Raw genomic sequence first — 19,907 nt, 5'->3', positions numbered from 1 at the left:
CCCCGTCCCGCCGACCGCTCCAGCCGCCCGCCCCCGCCGTCACGCGACGGCGGGGGCAGGCGCGGGCGCCGGGGCGAAGCGGTCGGCCAGCGGCAGGACGGCGAGCACCAGCAGCATCGGAGCCAGCAGCGCCCAGCGGTACGAGCTCGCGTCGGCGATCGCCCCGACCAGCGGCGAACCCACCAGGAAACCCACGTAGTTGAAGAGGTTGAGCCGGGCCACCGCGGCATCCGAGTCGGCCGGGAAGAGCCGGCCGCCGGCCGCGAACACCTGCGGGATGATCGCGCAGATGCCGAAGCCCAGCACGGTGAACCCGGCGATGCCCGCCCAGGCAGCGGGCGCGACGGCCGCCACCCCGAAGCCGAACGCGGCCAGCGCCGCACCGGAGCGGACCACCGGGACGGCGCCGAAGCGCTGCACCGCGCGGTCCCCCAGGGCGCGGCCGAGCAGCATCGCCACCATGTAGCCGAGGTAGGACAGCTTGGCCAGGTCCTCCCGGCTGCCCAGGCCGTCGGTGAGGTACTTGACGCTGTAGTTGGAGACCGAGGCGTCGGCGATGTAGGCGAAGGCCATCGCCAGGCAGAGCGGCAGCAGCGGCCGCCAGGGGATGGACCGGGCGGCGGCCTCGGCGGCCTCCCGGACGGCGTCGCCGAGCTCGGCGGGCCCGGCGAATCGCGTGCCGGTGAGCACCGCGAGCGGGGCGATCACCGCGGCGGCCGTACCGAACAGCACCGGCAGCCCGAGGTCGTAGTGCGAACCGAGGCCGGCGAGGGCCGCGCCGAGGATGCCGCCGAGGCTGAACGCGGCATGGAAGCCGATCATGATCGAGCGGCCGTAGCGGTGCTGCAGGCCCACCCCGAGCATGTTCATACTGGCGTCCAGCGCACCCACCAGCAGGCCGAACGCACCCAGCGCCAGGGCGAGTTGCCACAGGGCGCTGCCCAGCCCGGCGGCCGCGAGGCTGAGGCAGACGGCGGGCTGGACCACCCGCAGCACGGCCCGCGCGCCGGTGCGCTTCACCAGCTGCTCGGAGGTGATCGAACCGACCCCGGCCAGGATCGGCACCGCGGCCAGGAAGACCGGCAACAGCCCGTCGCTCAGCCCGTACCGGCGCTGGATCTCCGGGATGCAGGTGACCAGCAGCGCGAAGGTGGTGCCCTGGAGCAGGAAGCTGACGGCCAGTGCGGCCCGCCCGACCCGCAGGCCGGGCGCCGGCGGGAACGGGACGGGCTGCACGGGCGGCGCGGCACTCATACGGACCTCCACACGGGCCGCCACACGGGGCCCTCCACGACGAGCCACCCGGCGGCCTCGCTACCGGCCGGTAGGACGATGTTGGCGAGAGCGTAGGCGGTGCGCCGCGTTTGCGGGAGGGGTCGTGCAGGGACTTCCCCGCCGGCCGGTCCTGCTGCCGAGTCCCCTGTCGGAGGCGCCGCGGACTACTTCCCGCCGGAGGCCAACTCCCGGGAGCGGTCCCGGGCCGCCTCCAGGGCGCCCAGCAGCGCGGCCCGCACCCCGTGGTTCTCCAGCTCGCGGATGGCCGCGATGGTGGTGCCCGCCGGGGAGGTGACCGCCTCGCGCAGCTTCACCGGGTGCTCGCCGGAATCCCGCAGCATCACCGAGGCGCCGATCGCGGACTGCACGATCAGGTCGTGCGCCACCTGCCGGGGCAGGCCGAGCAGGATGCCGGCGTCCGTCATCGCCTCGACCAGGAAGTAGAAGTACGCCGGGCCCGAGCCGGACAGCGCCGTGGCCGCGTCCTGCTGGGACTCGGGCAGCCGCAACGCCTTGCCGACCGAGCTGAAGATCTGCTCCGCCCGCGCCAGGTGCTCCTCGGAGGCGTGCGAGCCGGCCGAGATGACGCTCATCCCCTCGTCCACCAGGACCGGCGTGTTGGGCATCACCCGGACCACCGGGGTGCCGGCCGCCAGCCGCTCCTCGAACCAGGCGGTGGGGATGCCTGCCGCGGCCGAGATCACCAGCCGGTCCGCAGCGATGTGCGGGGCCAGCTCCTCCAGCAGGGTGCCCATGTCCTGCGGCTTGACCGCGAGGATCAGGGTGTCGGCGAGCTTGGCGGCCTCGGCGTTGGAGACGGCCACCACGCCGTACCGGCCGGCGAGTTCGACCGCGCGCTCGGGGCGGCGGGCGGTCACCAGGACGTCCGCCGGATCCTTGCCGGCCCGCAGCAGACCGGAGAGCAGGGCCTCGCCGATCTTGCCGGTGCCCAGGAAGGCGATCTTCTGTCCGTGTGCTGCGCTGCTGCCCATGGTCCGCTCCTTGCCTCGGTACTTCGGCCATCCTCGCACCGCACGCAGGCACCCGGCGGGACCGTCCGGTCCGTGGTCGCGGGGCCGGACGACCGCAGTGCGAGGACGGACCCTAGGGGTGAGAACCAGGGGGTTCCCCTATGGCCCCCGGGCCGGAGCGGGCGCACCGTGGAGGCATGGCACACGACGAAATGTCCCGACGTGAGAACCGGCAACTCGCCGTCGCCTCGGCGACCGTGGGCCCGTGGCGGACCGCCGCGGGAGTCGGTGCGGTGGTGGGGGCGACAGCCCTGGGGATCGAGGCGATCTCCGGCAGCTGGTCGCTGAGCATGCTGGCCGGACCGGCCGGCTGGGCCCTGTTCTTCTTCTTCCTGGTCGGCACCGTCGGCGGCCGACTGCGCCGCGACACCGCCGACCGGCGGCTGCGCCGCTGGGCGAACGACCACCCGTGGCAGTCCGCCCTCCCGGCGACCGGCGCGCTCCTGGGACTGAACACCCTGGTGCAGCTGTTCCTCGGCGACGCCGGCCTGTTCGGCGCCTTCTTCCTCTCCTTGCTCCCGGCCGGCCTCCTGCTGGCGATCGCCGGGGTGGTGGGGTCGGTCAAGCAGGCCCGCGGCAGGTCCTGAAAGAGCAGGTCACAGGGCCGGAACAGCGGCTCCCAGGACGTGAACAGCGGCGCGGTTCCGGACGAAACGGGGTGAAGCACCCCCCGGCGGACACGAGTTCACCACCCGGTGCGCCCCCGATCGACGTGCCGTCGCACCCCGTCGTCATACTGGCGCGATGCCGATAGCCGAAGATCCGGAACCGCGCCCCGCCAGGGGCGACGAGCCGGGCGGATCCGACCCGTCCGGGACGGGCGAGAAGGACCCGTTCGCCGACCTCGTCCTGGACGAGGAGTTCGTCCGCAACGCCAGCGTCAAGGAACAGGCCGGGCGCACCCGCATGCTGAGCGCCCGGTGGAAGCACACCCCGCCGGTCGACCCGGGCGGCCGCCGCTCGGTCAACGACGGCCCCGCGCCCAAGCGCCGGTTCGGCCGCAAGCCGAAGCCGCAGCCGCTCGATCCCTGGGGCAACCCGCGCCCGCGTCGCCGCCGGTTCGCATGGCGCACGCCGCTCTACGTCGCCCTGACCGTCGCCGTGCTGCTCGCGGCGCTGAACACCGGCGCGCTGCGCACCTGGTACGCCGACCACCTCGGCGGCCCCTCCGCGGCCCACACGCCGGTGCCCACCGTCGCCCCCGAGACCGCCAAGCCGACCACCGCCCCGCCCAAGGTCGACGAGCAGCAGCCGACCGTCGACCACCCCTGGGCCGGCTCCCCCGCCGAGGGCTGGCCGAACGGCGCCGACGCCTTCGTCCTCCCCGAGGCCCAGGCCACCGGCGTCTTCTCCGCCGAGCAGGTCGCCGCCCAGCTGAAGTCCGTCAAGGACTACCTGATCGCCGCCAACCTCGACCCGAAGGTCATCGGGGGCGGCCGGCCGGACGCCGCCCTGGCCCTGCTGGAGCGGCAGGACCAGGACGGTGCGAAGACGGCGCTGGACCACCCGACCAAGGAGAACGACCCGACCAGCTGGTTCAGCCGCTTCGACCCGCGCGACGCGATCCCGGTGGGCGACACGGTCAAGGTCCAAGGCCGGATGACCTACGAGGGCGACGGCGACAAGGGCGTCCTGATCCACACCGACTTCAGCTTCGTGTACGCGCTGCGCCCCGGCCCGGACGCCGCCAAGCGGGCCGTGTCGCCCCAGCCGACGCCGGGCGCCCCGCAGCCGACGAAGTCGGCCCCGGCGCAGGGCGGCGGCACCGCCAGGCCGGTGGGTCTGCTGACGCCCTCGGACGACGTGGCCGGGGACACCTGGACCACCCGCACGATCGTGCGCCGGGTGGACACCTTCCGCTTCTACGACCCGGCCCGCTACCAGGTCCAGCCGAAGAAGATCGTCTACGACAAGAGCCAGACCGACCCCGCCAACTCGGCGTGCGACGTCTACGACGGCTACTTCCACCCGCAGTTCGACCAGTTCGCGGCGCTGCAGCAGGACACCCCCGGCTCCCGGCCGACCGGCCCGGCGATCGACCCGTACGACCGCAGCAAGGACATCCAGCAGACCGAGGAGTGCGGCACGATCAGCCGCAACTGACCGGCCCGTTGCGGCTCGTTGCAGCTCGTTGCGGCTCGTTGCTGCCGATCGGTCGGCCCCGGCTTGTCAGCGCTTGCGCTTGGGCCGGCTCGGCGCCTTGGCGTCGGGCCGGCCGCTGCGGCTCGACTGGCGCTTCTCGTACTGGGCGACCGCCCGCTCGTACGCGGCCCGGTGGACCGCCTCGCCGGGGGCCTCGACCAGGCTGCGGGCGAAGTAGGCGAGCAGGGAGCCGGCGCCGCCGATCAGCCAGACCGCGCCGAGCGACTTGTCCTCGGCCATCCAGCCGGTCAGCTGGTCCTTGCCCTCGGTGAGCACCTTCCAGGTGCGCCGGACGGACATCATCGAGCAGACCGCGATGGCGGCGGTCAGCAGCCCGTTGAGGAAGGTGCCCTGGTCGGAGAGGGCGATGCCCTCGACGCCGAAGCGGAGCACCAGCACCACGGCGGCGGTCGCGACCAGGGCGCCGGCCGACACGGCGACCCGGCGCAGCCAGTAGCCGCCGTCCCGGTTCAGCCAGCTGGTGCCGAACCAGCGGATCGGCTCCGGCTCTGGAGCACCGGCCGGCCTGGGGGCGCCGTCGGGCTTGAGGGCGGGGGTGGGGGGCTGCTCGCTCACGCCGTCGATTATCACCCGGCCGCCGCAGCTGCCGGAGGGGCCGTCCCGTGTGCCGGGACGGCCCCTCCGTCGTTCATCGGCGTCGCCGCCCGGCCTCGGCCGGGCGCGGGACGCCGCTCAGCCGAGCTTGGTCACGTCGCGGACGGCGCCCTTGTCGGCGGAGGTGGCCATCGCGGCGTAGGCCCGCAGCGCCTGGCTGACCTGGCGGTCGCGGTTCTTCGGGCGGTAGCCGCCCGAGGCCTCCAGGGCGCGCCGACGCTCGGCGAGGACCTCGTCCGGGACCTCCAGGGAGATCGTCCGGCCGGGGATGTCGATGGCGATGATGTCGCCGTCCTCGACCAGCGCGATGGTGCCGCCGGAGGCCGCCTCCGGGGAGGCGTGGCCGATGGACAGGCCCGAGGTGCCGCCGGAGAAGCGGCCGTCGGTGACCAGTGCGCAGGCCTTGCCGAGGCCCCGACCCTTGAGGAAGGAGGTCGGGTAGAGCATCTCCTGCATGCCCGGGCCGCCCTTGGGGCCCTCGTAGCGGATGACGACGACGTCGCCCTCCTTGACCCGCTTGGCCAGGATCGCCTCGACGGCGTCCTCCTGGGACTCCACCACGACGGCCGGGCCGCTGAACGTCCAGATCGACTCGTCCACGCCGGCGGTCTTCACGATGCAGCCGTCCTCGGCGAGGTTGCCGTACAGCACGGCCAGGCCGCCCTCGACGGAGTAGGCGTGCTCGACGCTGCGGATGCAGCCCCGGGCGCCGTCGGTGTCCAGCGACTCCCAGCGCTCGGACTGCGAGAAGGCCTCGGCGGAGCGGACGCAGCCGGGGGCGGCGTGCCACAGCTCGACGGCCTCGGCGGAGGGCGAGCCGCCGCGCACGTCCCAGGTCTTGAGCCACTCGGCGAGCGAGTCGGCGTGCACGGTGTGGACGTCCTCGTTGAGCAGCCCGGCGCGGTACAGCTCGCCGAGGATGGCCGGGATGCCGCCGGCCCGGTGGACGTCCTCCATGTAGTACGAGCCGTTGGGCGCGACCTTGGACAGGCAGGGCACCTTGCGGGAGATCGCGTCGATGGCCCGCTGGTCGAAGTCCAGCTCCGCCTCCTGGGCGGCGGCGAGCAGGTGCAGGATGGTGTTGGTCGAGCCGCCCATGGCGATGTCCAGGGCCATCGCGTTCTCGAAGGCGGCGCGGGTGGCGATCGCCCGGGGCAGCACGGAGGCGTCGTCCTGGCCGTAGTGGCGGTTCGTGATCTCGACGACGGTCCGTCCGGCCTTCTCGTACAGCGCCCGGCGGGCGGTGTGGGTGGCGAGCACCGAGCCGTTGCCGGGCAGGGAGAGGCCGATCGCCTCGGTGAGGCAGTTCATCGAGTTGGCGGTGAACATGCCGGAGCACGAGCCGCAGGTGGGGCAGGCGTTCTCCTCGATGATCGCGATGTCCTCGTCGGAGACGTTCTCGTTGACGGCCTGGGAGATCGCGTCGACCAGGTCCAGCTTGCGCACGGTGCCGTCGACCAGGGTGGCCTTGCCGGCCTCCATCGGGCCGCCGGAGACGAAGACGGTCGGGATGTTCAGGCGCAGCGCGGCCATCAGCATGCCCGGGGTGATCTTGTCGCAGTTGGAGATGCAGATCAGGGCGTCGGCGCAGTGCGCGTTGACCATGTACTCGACCGAGTCGGCGATCAGGTCGCGCGAGGGCAGCGAGTAGAGCATGCCGCCGTGGCCCATCGCGATGCCGTCGTCCACCGCGATGGTGTTGAACTCGCGCGGGATGCCGCCCGCCTGCTTGATCGCCTCGGAGACGATCCGGCCCACCGGCTGGAGGTGGGTGTGGCCGGGGACGAACTCGGTGAAGGAGTTGGCGACCGCGATGATCGGCTTGCCGAAGTCCTCGCGGGCTACGCCGGCGGCCCGGAGAAGCGCCCGGGCGCCTGCCATGTTGCGACCGTGGGTGACCGTACGGGACCTCAGCTCGGGCACTGTGCTCCACTCCTTCGGGGCTCTCGCGGGCGCCCCGCTGGTGGGAGGGTGCGGGGGCCGCTGTGGCTACGAGCCTACGCCCGCCGTCCAGGCGGCGGACCGGCCGTCCGCGATGCGGTCAGGCGGGCGGGCCCTCCGAGGCTGTGGGGGTCAGCCGGGCTTGACGGCCACGGTGAGGTCCAGGGTGAAGGGCTCGACCACGACGCCGTCCGGGAACTCGGCGAGCAGGGCGTCCCGTTCACCGGCCAGGATCGGGGCGCGCTCCTCGGGGGTGAGCGAGGCCATGAAGGAGCGGGAGGTGAGGTCGGTGAGCACGTGCTCAACGCCGGCCCGGCGCTCCCAGCGCAGCCGGGCGCGCCCGACCGCCAGCCCGGCCGGGGCGAAGTGGCCGGTGTGCTCGGTGATCCGGCCGTACCCGTGGTAGCGGTCGGGCAGCGCCGCGGTCAGCCGCTCGACCCGGGCCCGGACCCACGGCACGGTCTCGTCGTGCACGTTCCACCAGGTGGCGAGCGCGCCGCCCGGCCGCAGCACCCGGATCGCCTCCGGGACGGAGTGCTCGGGGCGGGTCCAGTGGAAGGCCTGGGCGTAGCCGATCAGGTCGGCGGAGCCGTCGTGGAAGGGCAGGTCGTCGCCGTTGCCGCGGACCAGCGGGAGCGACGGGGAGGCGGCCAGGAACTGGGCGGCCATCCCGGCGTACGGCTCGACGGCGATCACGTCCGCGCCGCGGGCGGCCAGCAGCCGGGTCGCGATGCCGGTGCCGGCGCCGACGTCCAGGACCCGGGCCCCCTTGAGACCGCGGCCCCAGAGCCGCTCCAGCTCGTCGAACAGCTCGTTCGGGTAGCTCGGGCGGGCACGGTCGTACTCGGCGGCCACCGCGCCGAAGCTCTGGGCCAGTTCACGGAAGTTGCCGAGCTCGCTGAAAAGCCGGTCGTTCGTCACCGCTCCCCCTCCGTACGGAAGTTCGCGCCCCCGTGGGCCAGGCGGCCCCGGTGGGTCGGGCGCCCCGGTGGGCCAGCGCTCAGCGTACGCGCGAGGCGGTGGCGAGGTGCAAGCGGGTGAAGGCCAGGGCCTCGGCCAGATCGGCCTCGCGTTCGGCGGGGGACGCGGACCGGCGGGTGTTGACCTCCAGCACCACGTGGCCGTCGAAACCGGTGCGGGCGAGGTGTTCCAGCAGCTCGGCACAGGGCTGCTTGCCGCGGCCCGGGATCAGGTGCTCGTCCTTGCCGGAGCCGCTGCCGTCGGCCAGGTGGACGTGGGCGAGCCGGTCCCCCATCCGCTCGACCATGGCGAAGGTGTCGATCCGGGACGTCGCGACGTGCGACAGGTCGATGGTGAAGTGCCGGTACTCCTCGTCCGTGACGTCCCAGCCGGGCGAGTACGCCAGCACCTCGCGGTCGCGGTAGCGCCACGGGTACATGTTCTCGACGGCGAAGCGGACGTCGGTCTCGCCCGCCATCCGGTTGATGCCCGCCACGAAGTCCCGGGCGTACTGGCGCTGCCAGCGGAACGGCGGGTGGACGACGACGGCGCTCGCGCCGAGCTTCTCGGCCGCCGCCCGGGCCCGGACCAGCTTGGTCCACGGGTCGGTGGTCCACACCCGCTGGGTGATCAGCAGACACGGCGCGTGCACGGCCAGGATCGGCATCCGGTGGGCGTCGGAGAGCCGGCGCAGGGCGTCGACGTCCTGGCTGACCGGGTCGTTCCAGACCATCACCTCCACCCCGTCGTAGCCGAGCTTGGCGGCCAGCTCGAAGGCGACCGCGGTGCTCGCGGGGTACACGGAGGCGGTCGACAGGACCACCTTGGTGTCGGGGATGTGCAGGGTCGGGTGCGGGGGCAGCACCAGGCGATCGGTGGTGCGCAGCAGCGGCGGGCGAGCGGCCTCCCGGCGGGCGGCCTTGACCGAGCGGACCGACTGGACGGCGGCCTTGGCGGCGCCGGCGGCCCGGGCGGTGCGGGTCTCCTTCGGCGCGGCGGGCGCGGCCTTGGCGGCGGCCCGGCGGGGGGCGGGGCGCTTGGTCGCGGCTGGTTCCGTCGCGGGGTTCGACGCCGGGTTCGTGGTGGGGGTGCTCTGCTTCGCGGTGGACTTCGCGGTGTGCTGCGTGGGGGTCTGCTTCGTGGGGGTCTGCTTCGTGGTGGGCTTCGTGGGGGTCTGCTTCGCGGTGGGCTTCGTGGGACTGGTCTGCTTCGCGGTGGCCTTCTTCGCCGAGGCCTTCTTCGCCGAGGCCTTCTTCGCGGTGCGCTGGGCCGCCTGGACGGCCTTGGCGGCCTTGGCGGCCTGCGCGCCGGTGGCGCCCTTGACCGCCTTGCCGAGGCGGCGGCGCGGACTGTCCGACCGCGGCTGCCCGTCCCCGGGAGCGCGGCCCTCCCGCGTTCCGTCCTCGCCCGCTGGTTGCACCACGGGAGACAGCGTAAGCGGAGCGCGGGCCGAACGGGACGCCGTCCTGACGCCGTCCTGACACCGCCCCGGCCTCGCCCGGCACCGCCCCGGCGCCGCCTCGGCCTCGTCCTACGGGGTGAGGGCCGGTCGGCGCCGGTCCGCGGGGCTGTCCATGGCGTCCAGGCGGCGCAGGATGATGCCCTCGCGCAGCGCCCACGGGCAGACGTCCAACTCGTCCAGGCCGAACAGGTCCATCGCGGCGTCGGCGACCAGCGCGCCGGCCAGCAGCTGCTTGGCGCGGCCCTCGGAGACGCCGGGGATCTGCGCGCGCTCGGCGACGGTCATCGTGGACAGCCGCGGCAGCCAGGCGGCCAGCCCGCTGCGGGTGAGCCGACGGTCGGCGTACGGGCCGGCGTCGGCGGGGGCGGCGCCGGTCATCCGGGCCAGCTGCTTGAAGGTCTTGGAGGTGGCGACCGCGTGCTGCGGCGGCCCGAGCCGGGAGATCTCGCCGACCACGGTGGCCATCTCGGCCCGGATGTGGCGTCTCAGCTCGCGCAGCCCGTCCGGGTCGGCGACGTCCCCGGGCAGCCAGCGCGCGGTCAGCCGCCCGGCGCCCAGCGGCAGCGAACAGGCGACGTCCGGCTGCTCGTCCAGGCCGCAGGCGATCTCCAGCGAGCCGCCGCCGATGTCCAGGTTGAGCAGCCGGCCCGAGGACCAGCCGAACCAGCGGCGGACGGCGAGGAAGGTGAGCCGCGCCTCGTCCTGCCCGGACAGCACCCGCAGCTCGACGCCCGTCTCGGCGGCCACCCGGCGCAGCACCTCCTCGCCGTTGGCGGCCTCGCGCACGGCGGAGGTGGCGAACGGCAGGATGTCGACGACGCCCTTGTCCTCGGCGACCCGCAGCGAGGAGGCGATGTGGCCGACCAGTCGCTCGACGCCGGGCCCGCTTATCGCGCCGTCCTCGTCCAGCAGCTCGGCCAGGCGCAGTTCGGCCTTGTGCGAGTACGCGGGCAGCGGGGCAGCGCCCGGATGGGCGTCCACCACGAGGAAGTGGACCGTGTTGGAACCTACGTCGAGCACACCGAGTCGCATAACTCTCCACGCTACGCGATCCGGGTAGGGGCGAGGCGGGTCGGGACGGTATTCGCGCTGGTCCGGCCACCCGCCGCAGGTCGTGCCGCCAGTGGCCGCGCGGGGGCGCCCCGGCGCTCCGTCAGGCAGTCAGCGTCCGCCCGACGGCAGGCCTGACCCGGGGGCCGGTGATCAGACCGTCGGCGTCCCGGGTGGTCTGCACGTCGGTCTCCAGCCAGTCGGTGCCCTGGTCAAGGGCGGCCGCGAAGGAGGGCCACGGTGTTCTCCGGGGCGTTGCGCGGCGTGGGACGGTGGTCGATCACCACCGGCGCCTCCGGGGCGTGCGCGGTGTCCGGGGCGTTCGCGGTGTCCGGGGCGTTCGCGGTGTCCGGGGCGTTCGCGGTGTCCGGGGCGTGCGATGGACCCGACAGCCCCTCGACGGCCTCAGGTTCCCCGGTGTTCCGTCACAGCAGGCCGTCCCACAGCTGCTCCACGATGACGGCCCACCAGTTCTCGGGGTCGGCGAAGACCGTTCCGTCCACCTCCGCCAGAGCCCGCTGCAAGGTGTCCACGGCCTCGCCCGCGGCCACCGGGCCGAGCCCGCGCAGGGTCGGCCACCAGCCGGCGAAGACCTCCAGGCAGCGGACGAAGGCCCGCAGGCCCGCGTTGCAGTGGCGGGCGGTCGCGTAGTCCGGGTCCACCGCCCGGACCGTGCCCTCCACGGTGTCGAGCGCCATCAGCGCCCAACCGTCCGTCCCCAGCAGCAACAGACCGGCGAGCGCCTGACGCTCGCGCTCGGCCGCCCGGGTGCCGCGGCCGAGTGCGGCCAGGTGCGCGGCCAGCGGCGGCAGCACGGCGTCGGGGCGGCTGCCGTCCGCGATCGCCCCGGGGCCGGGGTGGTGCAGTGCGAAGAACCCGGGCACGGCCGTCGGCACGCCCACCGTCAGCAGCAACGCGGCGTCCTCCCCGGGCAGTTCGGCCTGGGCGACGTCCACCGGATCGAAGCGCTGCACGCCCGCCGGGCCGAACCGCTCCACGAGCCGCGCGGCGAGCACCGCGTCGGGTTCGTACGGGCCGCTCCGCGCCGGGCGGGGGAAGGGCACGCGGTTGCGGACCGGCCCGTCGGGCGGTGCGGGCAGGGCCCGTACGGCGGTGGCGCGATGGTCGAAGCGCGGACCGTAGGGAAGGCCGAAGTCGATCCGGGCGTAAGGCAGTTCGGCCGCCAGGGCGTGGGCCCAGTAGCCGCCGGGCAGAGCGCTCATGCGCAGGTCGGTCCGGACGGCCAGCACGTCCTCGGCCGCGACGCCCTGCTCACGCAGCCACCACCAGCCGCGCAACGCCGGGTGCGGCAGACCCGCCGCCGAGCGCAGCGCCAGCGACCGCTGCTCGCCCGCACCGTCCCGGTACGTCAGCTCGGCCCTGGCGCCCCGACCGGTCGCCGCGGGAACGGTCGGGTCGTAGCCGCCGACACCGACGAAGTCCCGGTACAGGCCTACCACTTCGTCCACCGGCGCGGAGGGCCACACGGTGAACCGCCCGTTCTCCCGGTCCACCACGGCACAGGCCGCACCCACGTCCTCGGGCGCCCGCCGCTCCCCCGTCCGCGGATCCACCTCCACGGGCGGGGGCTCCGCCCACACGACCCAGCCGAGCTCGAACTCGTGCGCGACCACCCGCCGCACCGCCGCACCGGCCCCCTGCGGCAAATCCCCGTTGATCCACCGGTGCCCTGCCTCCACCGCCTGCGCCCGCGAGATCACCCGACCACCCCATTCCCCGTCCACAACCCCCGAGACCCACCCCCCACCCGCGCCGCGACCCTACGCCCCCGCTAGGCGCACCCCCCGCCCACCCCCACGCAGCGAAATATGACGGTTGGTCTACATCACCATTCACCGGAACAGGAAGTCGGCCTCATCGACTTCCTGTTCCGCGCCGCCAGGCCCCCAAGGGCCGGCCGAATATGTAGACCGGTCTACCTATCCATCAGCGCCACCCGATCCCTCCGAGCACAGAAAGTCGGCCGGGCCGACTTTTCGCGCAGGACCCCTTCACGGCCGGCCACGGAGGAAAATATGTCGCTCGGTCTACATATTCGCCGGTTACCTCAACCGAACCACGCGCAAGAAGTCGGCCAGGCCGACTTTTCGTGCCCGCTCTCACTCAGGCACCCGAAGGAATATGACGCTCGGTCTACATATTTCCCCTAAGCCTCCGACCCTCCATGAGCTGCACAGGAAGTCGGCCCGGCCGACTTCTCGTGCACACCCCCCAACCGAATATGACGGTCGGTCTACATAATTCACTGGGCGCCCAGCCGGACCACGCACAGGAAGTCAGCGGGGCCGACTTTTCGCGTGCGGCTCTCGCCTTGGCGCGGGAACGAATATGACGCTCGGTCTACATATTTCTCCCCAGGCCCCACCGCCTCCGGCCGCTGCGTAGGAAGTCGGCCCAGTCGACTTCCTACGCAGCGGTCCCGCCCCCAGGGGTTCAGGCGGTGGGGGCGAGGTCGAGGGGGCGACCTTCGGGGGTGAGGGCGATGGCCCAGAGGCCGTGGGTGGCGGGGTGGAGGGGGGTGGGGCTCCGGCGGGCGAGTTGGTGGTCGAGGTAGGTGACGGTGTCCTGGTGGTTGACGGCGTTCCAGGCGTGGGGGCGGCCGAAGCTGTCGCGGGTGAGGAGGACGGCCTGGGCGCCGTGGCCGGCCCGGCGCAGGTCGTCGGCGAGGCGGTCGAAGGCCTGGCCGCCGTCGCCCAGGTCGCGGAAGGGGGCGCCGAGTTCGCGTTCGGCGCGGTCGCGGCCGCCGCGTTCTCCGGCGTCGCCCTCGGTCGGGATGCGCGGGGCCGCGCAGGTGGGGCGGCCGGCGTAGCACTCGACGGCGGACAGGGCGATCTCCAGGCTGTTGTTGGCCCGCCCCGGTTCGCGGTGGCCGCCGTCGTTGACGGCCTCCGTCCAGCCGCCGACCGCGGGGTCCGGGTACCGGGCGGGCAGACCGTCCTCGTCGCGGGGTGCGCGGCGTTCGAGTTCGGCCTGGTGCTGCGGGTCGACCGGGGCGAGCCCACCCGGCAGGCCGTACGGGCGGCTGTCGGTGATGCTGCGCAGTCGGGCGGCCGGGTCGTCCGGGTGGCCGCCGCGCCGGGCGCGCAGGGCGAGTTGGAGGGCCATCGCGTGCGCGGTCGCGACCGGGACGGCGCCCCAGGCGAGGGTGGGGTCGGCGACGGTCGGGGCGGTGTCCCGGCGTCGGGCGTCCCCGGGGTGCGGCTCGGGTCGGCCGATCACCGGTGTGGTGCCGACGATCGGCGGTGCGGCCGGTGCCGGCGGTACGGCCTGGGCGGACGGCGGGCCGGTGACGGGCTGCGGCGCGGCAGCGACCGGGGTGCGGGGTACGGCCGTCCCGGGCCTGGGTTCGACGCCGGGCTGCGACCCACCGCCGACGACACCACCGCCCACGGTGCCGCCGCCCACGGTGCCGCCGGGCGCGCCCGCCCCGACACCGCTGCCGAACGGCGCCGCACCGTGCGCGGCCCCACCGCCCACGACGCCCCCTACGCCCCCAACACCCCCGCCCGCGAGCGGGCCGGGTCCGACGGCGCCGACGGTGCCGACCGTGCCGCCCGCCGGGTACCCGCCCCCGTACACCGGCGTCCCGAACTGCCCGCCCACGCCGACCGGCCGGACCACCGGCACATCCGGCCCGGGCCCATACGAGGAGCCGTTGGACGAGGAGCCGTTGGACCAGGAGCCGTTGGACCAGGAGCCGGCGGCAGGGCCGGATGACACGGACGGCGCGGCGGGTGCAGGCGCGGTCACCGAGTCCGTCCGTAGGGTCACCGGCGTACCGCCCCGGCCGCCACCCCCGCCGTGCGCCGGGGCCGGGGCCGGGGCCGCAGGCGCCTGGAGCGGGTAGTCCCCGTCCGACCAGCCCGCCGACCCACCGCCCTGGCGAACCGGCGCGGCGACGGACCGCGCGGACGCCCCGTCGTCCCGCGACGGCGGTGTCCAGTCGCCACCGGCCGCCGCCCGGTGTTGCCCCTGCCAGCCCCCGGTCGCGTACGAGGACCCCGAGGGCACCGCGCCGACGGTGTCCGCCCCACCCGCAACCCCGCCCACGACCGAACCCGGGTCCGCCACGACGGCCGAGGCCACGGTCAGCCCGCCGGGCCCCGTCGGGTCCTGCTTCCCCGGGGCGCCCTCGGCACCGGCCGCTCGCCCGCCGGCCGGCCCGTCACCCGCCGGCAGCCCGGCGAGCGGCAGTCCGCGGAGATCCCTGCCGTCCGACCCGGTGAGCACCGGCTGCCCGTGCTCGTCCAGCCGGACGGCGAGGTCGGCCACCCCCACGACCGGTTTGCCGTCCGGCCCCGGCACGACCAGCAGTCCGGACGCGTCGGCCACCTGGCTGCCGTCGGCACGGAGGATGACCGGCCGGCCGTCCTGGCCGAGGACGGGCTGCCCGTGCTCGTCGAGCTTGACGGTGAGCCCGGGCACGCCGACCAGCGGCTTGCCGTCCTTCCCCGTGAGCAGCACCAGCCCGGCGCCGTCCGCGCCGAGCACACCCGGTTCGCGGAGGGCGGCGGGCAGTCCGGCGGCGGTCGGGTCGAAGGCGCCGGTGCGGTACGAGGCGGTGGTGATGCCCGTCCCCGGCGCGGTGCCGAGCCGGAGCAGGGCGACGGCGGCCGGCTCCTTGAGCGCGGTGGCGAGGGCGTCCTTCATGCTGCGGCCGAGTTCGGCGAGCAGCCCGCCGATCTTCAGCGCGGCGGCCTCGACGGCGACGGCCGCCACGCCTTCGGCGACCTGCGCGGTGGCGGCGTTCTTCACCTCGGCCGCGAGGCCGCCGACGGCCTTCTCCAGCCCACCGACCACCCCACTCGGCCCCGAACCGGCTCCCGAGCCCGAACCCGCACCCGCTCCCGACCCGGCTCCCGAGCCCGCACCCGAACCCGAGCCACCGTCCTCCGCCGCCACCCGGTCGGCGACCTTGCCCGCCGCCTCCTTGGCCTTGGCGGCCTGCTCCTCGGCCTGCCGGAGGTCGGCGGCAAGCTGCTGCAGCGTCGCGACGATCTCGGCCTTGCAGGTGTCCACGGCCCGCGCGGCCGTGTCGAAGGCCCCGGCGACCAGCCCGACCGCGGTGTGCGTGTCGTCCAGGTGCCCCTTGCCGCCCCCGCTGAAGGCCTGCCAGTACGCACCGAAGGCCTCGACCGCGTGCCCCGAGTTGTCGGCGGTGACGCGGTGGACGGATTCGCCGCAGCGGCGGGTGAGGCGGTCGGCCTCCGTGCCGAACTCGCGCCAGACCCCGGCGGCCTTGCGCAGGCCCTCCTCGTCGGCCTGCGGCCACTGGTGGCCGGTCCTGGCCAGCACCGGGACCAGTTCCTCGGGCAGTTTCCGGGACACGCGCCTTCCCCCTTCGAGCCGGGTCCGTCAGACCGACATGTCCTTGGGGACGACGGTCGCCGCCCCCGGGGTTGCCCCCGGCCCCGGCCCCGGCCCCGGCCCCGGCCCCGATTCAGGCCCAGCCCCGGCCCCGAACCCGGTCGCCGCCGAGCTGTCCGCGTCCGTCGTGCGCTCGGCCATCGCGTGCAGCCCGGCCCCGACCTTCCCGACCCGCCCGGCCAACCCCCGCAGCCCGCCGACGAGTTCGCCGTACGCCGGACCGTACGCGGCGGCGAAGCCACTGCCCGGCTGGTCCGCGCCCCAGGGGGCGCCGAGCGCGGTGAGATCCCGCTCCAGGGTGGTGACGGCCTTCGCCAGCTCGCCCCCGAGCTTCTCGAACTCCCGCCCCTCGCCGTGCAGTTCCCACGGCTTGAGGACGAACGTCCCACCCGCGCGGTCGGACGCCCCGGTGCTGCCGCCTGCCATCCCCGTACCTCCCGTAGCGGACCGGCCGCCATCCTAGGCACGCTCCGGGGCCCGCCCGCAGCGCCCGACGGACCTCTTCACCCCGCCTTCACCCGCACCGAGCCCGACACCGAGCGCCGCACCGTACCCGACGCCGAGCCCGAGCCCGAGGCCGACGCCGACGCCGACGCCGACGAGCCCGAGGCCGACGCCGAGCCCGAGGCCGAGGCCGAGACCGATCTCCACGTCGAGCACCACCCGCAGCACCACACGCACCCCCCGCCACACACCACAGCCCCGCCATCACCCCCGCGAAAGCTCTACCCTTGCCGGGTGGCACCAGCTGAAACGTCCAAGAAGAAGGCCAAGGCGAAGCCCGAGGCCTCCCCCGCCCCCGTCGACCTCGCGATGCCGACCCTGCGCCGCGAGATCCCGCGCGACGAGGTCCCGCTCGACTTCCCGCGCGCCTGGGTCGAGTTCGCCGACCCCGCCGACGAGGAGCAGGTCTTCCGCTGCGACCTCACCTGGCTGACCTCCCGCTGGTCCTGCGTCTTCGGCCAGGGCTGCCACGGCATCCGTGAGGGCCGGGGCGAGTCGGACGGCTGCTGCACGCTGGGCGCGCACTACTCGGACGAGGACGACGAGAAGCGCGTCGTGGGGCACGCGGCGCGGCTGACGCCCGAGCTGTGGGAGAACTTCGCGGAGGGCACCGACGCCAAGGGCCGGATCATCTCCGACGTCGCCACCTCCGGCGAAGGCACCTCCGGAAACGGCACCCCCGGCAAGGCCGCTCCCGCCCGCGGCATCACCATGCTGGACGAGGACGGCGACCGCCAGACCCGCCGGGTCAACGGCGCCTGCATCTTCGTGAACAGCCCCGGCTTCGCCGGCGGCGCCGGCTGCGCCCTGCACGCGCTCGCCCTCAAGGAGGGCCGCGAGCCCCTGGAGACCAAGCCGGACGTCTGCTGGCAGCTGCCGATCCGCCGTACCTACGACTGGATCGACCGCCCGGACGACACCCGCTACCTGCAGGTCTCGATCGGCGAGTACGACCGCCGCGGCTGGGGCCCGGGCGGCCACGACCTGCACTGGTGGTGCACCGGCGCCCCGGCGGCCCACCAGGGCGCCGAGCCGGTGTACGTCAGCTACCGCCCCGAGCTCACCGAGCTGATGGGCAAGGCGGCGTACGACGTACTGGCCCGGGTCTGCGAGGAGCGGATCGCCACCAAGGGCGACCGCAAGGTGGCCCCGCACCCGGCCGACCCCGTCAAGAAGGCCGACCCCGCCAAGAAGACGAACCCGGCCGACAAGACGAGCCCGGCCGACAAGACGAGCCCGGCCGACAAGACGGACCCGGCCAAGAAGCCCAAGGCCCACAAGAAGAACTGAGTGGTCCCGACCTCCCCCCGGACTGCCGCCCTCCCCGGAGCCCCGCCCTACTTGTCGATGTCCCCCACCACGAAGAACATCGACCCCAGGATCGCCACCATGTCCGCGACCAGCGTCCCCGGCAGCAGCTCGGTCAGCGCCTGCACGTTGTTGTAGGACGCCGAGCGCAGCTTGAGCCGCCAGGGCGTCTTGTCGCCGCGCGAGACCAGGTAGTACCCGTTGATCCCGAGCGGGTTCTCGGTCCAGGCGTAGGTGCTGCCCTCGGGTGCCTTGAGCACCTTGGGCAGCCGCTGGTTGACGGGCCCGGGCGGCAGGGTGGCGAGCTTGTCGAGGCAGGCGTCGGCGAGGTCGAGCGAGTTGGCCGTCTGCTCCAGCAGGCATTCGAAGCGGGCGAGGCAGTCGCCCTCCTCGCGGGTGACGACGGTGAGGACCTGCCGCAGTTCGTCGGAGCCGTACGCGAGGTAGGGCTCGTCGCGGCGCAGGTCGAGGTCGAGGCCGCTGGCCCGGGCGATGGGGCCGCTGACGCCGTACGCCTCGGCCTGGGCGCGGGTGAGGACGCCGACGCCGGCGGTGCGGGCGCGGAAGATCTCGTTGCCGAGGACGAGGTCCTCGAAGACGGGCAGTTGCCCGCGGACGGTGGCGACGGCGGTGCGGACCCGGCCGAGCCAGCCGGCCGGCAGGTCCTCCTTGAGGCCGCCGACCCGGTTGAACATGTAGTGCATCCGGCCGCCGGAGGCTTCCTCCAGGACGTGCTGGAGGTCTTCGCGGCCGTTGAAGGCGTGGAAGACCGGGGTGATGCCGCCGAGTTCGAGCGGGTACGAGCCGAGGAACATCAGGTGGTTGAGCACCCGGTTGAGTTCGGCGAGCAGGGTGCGGATCCACACGGCCCGCTCGGGGACCTCCATGCCGAGCATGCGCTCGACGGCGAGGACGACGCCGAGTTCGTTGGAGAAGGCGGAGAGCCAGTCGTGCCGGTTGGCCAGCATGATGATCTGCCGGTAGTCACGGGCCTCGAACAGCTTCTCCGCGCCCCGGTGCATGTAGCCGATCACCGGCTCGGCGGTGATGATGCGCTCGCCGTCGAGCAGCAGGCGAAGCCGCAGTACACCGTGGGTGGCCGGGTGCTGCGGGCCGATGTTGAGCACCATGTCGGTGGTGCCCGCCTCGCCGGTGAAGTTCTCGGCCCCTGCCCCGATGCCGACCGTGGTCTCCCTCATGACCCCAGAGTCTGCCATCCCGGCAGCCGTTCCAGGCTGTCCGGTACCGGCATGCGGACGCTCTGCACGAGCCAGCCGAAGCCGCCCAGCCCGCTCGGGTCGGTCAGTTCGGCGGCCTCGCCGGCGCCGCTCAGCGCCCGCAGGTAGCCCGCCGGGTCGGAGGAGGCGAGGGTGAGCGGCGGTCGCCCGCCGGTCACGCCGAGCGCGCGCAGCGCCTCCCGCTGGGTCGTCCACAGGCTGTGGAGACCGGGGACGGCGGCGGAGTCCAGCGCGACGTGCGCGGTGACGTCGCAGGTGCCGTCCGGCACCGGGGGGACTTCACGGCCGTCCCGGAAGCCGGTGTACGTGCCGAAGGGGGGCCGGCGGCCGGCGGTGTGCCCGTAGTCGACGGCGACGGCCAGGCCGCGTTCCAGCCCGGCGACGGCCCGGGCCCAGGCGGCGTCCCGGGGGCCGCCGAACTCGACCGCTTCCCCGGGCTCCGCGACCGGCCACCAGCGTTCGGCCCAGGCCGCGTCGGCCGCCGAGACCGGTCCACCGAGGCGCTGCCGGCCGGTCGCGGTGTCCACCTCGACGTAGCGCAGCACCCCGTCCTCGTCGACCTCGCCGGCGTCCAGCGGCACGTTGTCCAGCCATTCGTTGGCGAACAGCAGCCCGGTCAGGCCGCGCGGCAGTTCGTCCGTCCACAGGACTGTGGACGGCAGTGCGGCCGGCCGGTCGGCGATCTCCACGCCGTACGGGCGCAGCCGCGCCAGCACCCGGTCGGGCAGCTCGGCGAGGACGCCGGTGAGCAGTTCCCCCCGCCCGGCCCCGACGTCGACCAGGGCCAGCTCCTCCGGGCGACCGAGGGATTCGTCAACCTCCAGCAGCAGCCGGGCCACCGCACGGGCGAACCCGGGGGAGGCGTGCACGGAGGTGCGGAAGTGGCCGGCGGGGCCCTCCGGGCGGCGGTAGAAGCCCCGGTCGGGGTCGTACAGGGCCTGTTCCATGGCGGGCGCCCACCGCATCCAAGTCATGGGGCCCGACGCTACCGGG

Annotated in this window: 16 protein-coding genes; 3 read left to right on the top strand and 13 right to left on the bottom strand. The window is 74.4% G+C overall.

Annotation, left to right across the window (positions count from 1 at the left end; translation table 11 throughout):
* Positions 1-39: 39 nt before the first annotated feature.
* The gene (locus BX285_RS08040) at positions 40-1,254 is read right to left on the bottom strand and encodes an MFS transporter (protein WP_121174801.1); all 1,215 of its coding nucleotides are present in this window, start codon (positions 1,252-1,254) and stop codon (positions 40-42) included.
* 185 nt (positions 1,255-1,439) lie between these two features.
* Positions 1,440-2,267: a pyrroline-5-carboxylate reductase gene (gene proC, locus BX285_RS08035; protein ID WP_097237377.1), complete on the bottom strand. Its 828-nt coding sequence runs from the start codon at positions 2,265-2,267 to the stop codon at positions 1,440-1,442.
* A 176-nt stretch (positions 2,268-2,443) separates the two neighbouring features.
* Here proC and BX285_RS08030 point away from each other — a divergent pair, with 176 nt between their 5' ends.
* Both BX285_RS08030 and BX285_RS08025 read left to right on the top strand, forming a co-directional pair.
* Complete coding sequence (locus tag BX285_RS08030; RefSeq protein ID WP_147465127.1) at positions 2,444-2,893, top strand: hypothetical protein; 450 nt, start codon at positions 2,444-2,446, stop codon at positions 2,891-2,893.
* Between the two features lie 157 nt (positions 2,894-3,050).
* Positions 3,051-4,409 (top strand): hypothetical protein, encoded by a 1,359-nt coding sequence (locus BX285_RS08025; RefSeq protein ID WP_097237375.1) that lies wholly within the window; start codon positions 3,051-3,053, stop codon positions 4,407-4,409.
* A 66-nt stretch (positions 4,410-4,475) separates the two neighbouring features.
* On the opposite strand, the gene BX285_RS08020 is transcribed toward BX285_RS08025, so the two are convergent.
* The 9 genes from BX285_RS08020 to BX285_RS37190 all read right to left on the bottom strand — a co-directional run bounded on the left by BX285_RS08020 (position 4,476) and on the right by BX285_RS37190 (position 16,545).
* Positions 4,476-5,024 (bottom strand): hypothetical protein, encoded by a 549-nt coding sequence (locus BX285_RS08020; RefSeq protein WP_097237374.1) that lies wholly within the window; start codon positions 5,022-5,024, stop codon positions 4,476-4,478.
* A 117-nt stretch (positions 5,025-5,141) separates the two neighbouring features.
* Positions 5,142-6,986, bottom strand: coding sequence for a dihydroxy-acid dehydratase (ilvD, locus tag BX285_RS08015; RefSeq protein ID WP_097237373.1), 1,845 nt, complete (start codon positions 6,984-6,986; stop codon positions 5,142-5,144).
* Positions 6,987-7,136: 150 nt separating this feature from the next.
* Positions 7,137-7,925 carry a class I SAM-dependent methyltransferase gene (locus BX285_RS08010; RefSeq protein WP_097237372.1) on the bottom strand — a complete coding sequence of 263 codons (789 nt, stop codon included), beginning with the start codon at positions 7,923-7,925 and terminating at the stop codon, positions 7,137-7,139.
* A 79-nt stretch (positions 7,926-8,004) separates the two neighbouring features.
* Positions 8,005-8,808, bottom strand: coding sequence for a sugar phosphate isomerase/epimerase (locus BX285_RS08005; RefSeq protein WP_097240156.1), 804 nt, complete (start codon positions 8,806-8,808; stop codon positions 8,005-8,007).
* Between the two features lie 687 nt (positions 8,809-9,495).
* Positions 9,496-10,458 carry a Ppx/GppA phosphatase family protein gene (locus BX285_RS08000; RefSeq protein ID WP_097237371.1) on the bottom strand — a complete coding sequence of 321 codons (963 nt, stop codon included), beginning with the start codon at positions 10,456-10,458 and terminating at the stop codon, positions 9,496-9,498.
* Between the two features lie 443 nt (positions 10,459-10,901).
* Entirely contained in the window at positions 10,902-12,197 is a 1,296-nt protein-coding gene (locus BX285_RS07995) for an SUKH-4 family immunity protein (RefSeq protein ID WP_147465126.1), read from the bottom strand.
* A gap of 733 nt (positions 12,198-12,930) precedes the next feature.
* On the bottom strand, positions 12,931-15,825 hold the full coding sequence (locus BX285_RS07990; RefSeq protein WP_121174798.1) for a toxin glutamine deamidase domain-containing protein: 2,895 nt from the start codon (positions 15,823-15,825) through the stop codon (positions 12,931-12,933).
* A 27-nt stretch (positions 15,826-15,852) separates the two neighbouring features.
* On the bottom strand, positions 15,853-16,290 hold the full coding sequence (locus tag BX285_RS37860; protein WP_220783969.1) for a hypothetical protein: 438 nt from the start codon (positions 16,288-16,290) through the stop codon (positions 15,853-15,855).
* Between the two features lie 33 nt (positions 16,291-16,323).
* Positions 16,324-16,545: a hypothetical protein gene (locus BX285_RS37190; RefSeq protein ID WP_183107027.1), complete on the bottom strand. Its 222-nt coding sequence runs from the start codon at positions 16,543-16,545 to the stop codon at positions 16,324-16,326.
* 132 nt (positions 16,546-16,677) lie between these two features.
* Between BX285_RS37190 and BX285_RS07975 the strand changes: the two genes are divergently transcribed.
* Positions 16,678-17,658 carry a hypothetical protein gene (locus tag BX285_RS07975; RefSeq protein WP_259470686.1) on the top strand — a complete coding sequence of 327 codons (981 nt, stop codon included), beginning with the start codon at positions 16,678-16,680 and terminating at the stop codon, positions 17,656-17,658.
* A 47-nt stretch (positions 17,659-17,705) separates the two neighbouring features.
* Here the strand turns inward: BX285_RS07975 and BX285_RS07970 are convergent, their stop codons facing one another.
* Both BX285_RS07970 and BX285_RS07965 read right to left on the bottom strand, forming a co-directional pair.
* On the bottom strand, positions 17,706-18,875 hold the full coding sequence (locus BX285_RS07970) for an NADH-quinone oxidoreductase subunit D (RefSeq protein ID WP_097237367.1): 1,170 nt from the start codon (positions 18,873-18,875) through the stop codon (positions 17,706-17,708).
* Positions 18,872-19,888: an SAM-dependent methyltransferase gene (locus tag BX285_RS07965; RefSeq protein WP_097237366.1), complete on the bottom strand. Its 1,017-nt coding sequence runs from the start codon at positions 19,886-19,888 to the stop codon at positions 18,872-18,874. Before BX285_RS07965 ends, BX285_RS07970 begins: the two co-directional genes overlap by 4 nt.
* Positions 19,889-19,907 lie beyond the last annotated feature (19 nt).

This window comes from Streptomyces sp. 1114.5 (genome assembly GCF_003635085.1).
Lineage (GTDB): Bacteria > Actinomycetota > Actinomycetes > Streptomycetales > Streptomycetaceae > Kitasatospora.
This window is presented reverse-complemented; position numbering and strand designations above follow the sequence as displayed.

What these genes read in the sequence shown, in the direction of transcription:
- BX285_RS07965 (WP_097237366.1), bottom strand. Translation starts at nt 19,888, where the DNA reads ATGACTTGGATGCGGTGGGCGCCCGCCATGGAACAGGCCCTGTACGAC.
- BX285_RS08000 (WP_097237371.1), bottom strand. Translation starts at nt 10,458, where the DNA reads ATGCGACTCGGTGTGCTCGACGTAGGTTCCAACACGGTCCACTTCCTC.
- BX285_RS08030 (WP_147465127.1), top strand. Translation starts at nt 2,444, where the DNA reads ATGGCACACGACGAAATGTCCCGACGTGAGAACCGGCAACTCGCCGTC.
- BX285_RS07970 (WP_097237367.1), bottom strand. Translation starts at nt 18,875, where the DNA reads ATGAGGGAGACCACGGTCGGCATCGGGGCAGGGGCCGAGAACTTCACC.
- proC (WP_097237377.1), bottom strand. Translation starts at nt 2,267, where the DNA reads ATGGGCAGCAGCGCAGCACACGGACAGAAGATCGCCTTCCTGGGCACC.
- BX285_RS08025 (WP_097237375.1), top strand. Translation starts at nt 3,051, where the DNA reads ATGCCGATAGCCGAAGATCCGGAACCGCGCCCCGCCAGGGGCGACGAG.
- BX285_RS37860 (WP_220783969.1), bottom strand. Translation starts at nt 16,290, where the DNA reads ATGGCAGGCGGCAGCACCGGGGCGTCCGACCGCGCGGGTGGGACGTTC.
- BX285_RS07975 (WP_259470686.1), top strand. Translation starts at nt 16,678, where the DNA reads ATGCCGACCCTGCGCCGCGAGATCCCGCGCGACGAGGTCCCGCTCGAC.
- BX285_RS08040 (WP_121174801.1), bottom strand. Translation starts at nt 1,254, where the DNA reads ATGAGTGCCGCGCCGCCCGTGCAGCCCGTCCCGTTCCCGCCGGCGCCC.